Source organism: Microcystis sp. M53598_WE2 (genome assembly GCF_030067735.1).
Classification (GTDB): domain Bacteria; phylum Cyanobacteriota; class Cyanobacteriia; order Cyanobacteriales; family Microcystaceae; genus Microcystis; species Microcystis aeruginosa.
In genome coordinates, this window is sequence record NZ_JASJFE010000487.1 from 1 (window position 1) to 1,544 (window position 1,544).

Genomic DNA, 1,544 nt, shown 5'->3' on the forward strand with positions numbered 1-1,544 from the left:
CAAGATAGGGTAAACTTAACCGAACTAATTCTATGGTATATTCATGAGCGTAAGGTATGACGGCAATTACTACCCGTTCCAATAATTGAGAGTTAACTGAACCCTGGGTAATTAATTCTAGTATTTGCCATTCTTGCAGTTGTTGAGGATGAAATCTATTTAATTTAATTTCAACGAGGGTTAAGTGCAGTAAATTATCGAGATAACTGGGATTAATTTCCTGTAGATGTTTACGAATTAACCAACTGATTTCTAGATTTTCTAACTCTAATTGTCGGTTAGCTTCGGCTGCTAAAATATTGCTTAATTCTAGCATCCATGAATCAGTTTCCTGTTCTTCTCCTTGAGTGAAAACAAATAACCAAGTAGCTTGTGCTTCTTCTTCTTTTGCCTGCAAAAGATAGGATAATCCTAAATACCAATAATAACTAATTTCTAGGGGTTCTCTTTCTATCAGTTCTTCGTAAAACTGACTAACAATATCGTATTGATTGTTTTCTAAAGCGGTTTTAACTTCATTTTGCCAAGACATGATTTAATTCTCTCCTTAATTAACTTTCACAATAGATTTGCCACATTTGACGATAGGCGCTTTCCACATCTTTAGTAAACTGACGTGCATTCCAAATCGGTGAAGTTTGTCTAGATTCATCTAATTTAGCGATAACTTTGCGTCTCAATTGTTCATCCTTACCTAACTTAATCCCCCAGTCGATATACTCCTCATCACTCCAAGCAATACCCTCACTAATTCCCGCATTAACCATTAAAGTATAACTATTTCTCGATGACCATTGTTGACCAACTTTTGTAACTAAAGGAATCCCCATCCACAGCACATCTAAAGTCGTCATTCCTCCCGTAAAAGGATAGGTATCTAAAACCACATCAGCTATCCTTAAATTTGCTCGATAAATTCCTGTGGGATAGAGGGGTAAGATTTTTAATCTCTCATAATTAATTCCTTCTTCCTCGGCAACTTTGAAAAATAATTTTTCCACTGATTTAGCATCACTTAACCCTTGAATACTCAAATAACTATGAGGAACTGCCTTTAAAACTTGTAGCTGAAGTCGAATAGTTTCAGGGTTACGTTTAACCCCCGTTTGTACGGTTAAGTAATTAATTGCATCCTCTGGAATCCCTAAATCATCTCTTCGGAGAGAGGGGTAAGCAACCTCGACACCATCCACACAAATATAGGAATTAGGTAAGCGCCAAATTTTTTCTCGGTAATATTCCTGTGCATCTGCTGGTAAAACGTAATTATCAGCAAGATAGTAATCAATTGCGGGAATTCCTGACGCATCAAAACCTAACCAAGTCACTTGTATTGGTGCGGGTTTTAGTGCCATGACTTGACAGGTGGCATCATTAGTTATACTATCTAAATCTACTAAAATATCGATGTTATCTTGATTAATTTTCTCGGCAATAATTTGGTGGTTTGCTGGTAAATTATCATACTTATCCACCTTATTTTTAAACCATTGTTCTGTAATATCATCCTCGACTTGATTGACTAGGTAGAGATGAATATTAAA

The 1,544-nt window shown here is 35.9% G+C and carries 1 protein-coding gene and 1 pseudogene; both read right to left on the bottom strand.

Features of this window, described 5'->3' with window-relative positions:
• Positions 1 to 532 (bottom strand): annotated as a pseudogene (locus PX636_RS10115) (O-linked N-acetylglucosamine transferase, SPINDLY family protein); the annotation flags it as partial.
• Between the two features lie 19 nt (positions 533 to 551).
• Positions 552 to 1,544: O-linked N-acetylglucosamine transferase, SPINDLY family protein (locus PX636_RS10120; protein WP_502882869.1), on the bottom strand; the 993-nt coding region annotated here is incomplete at its 5' end.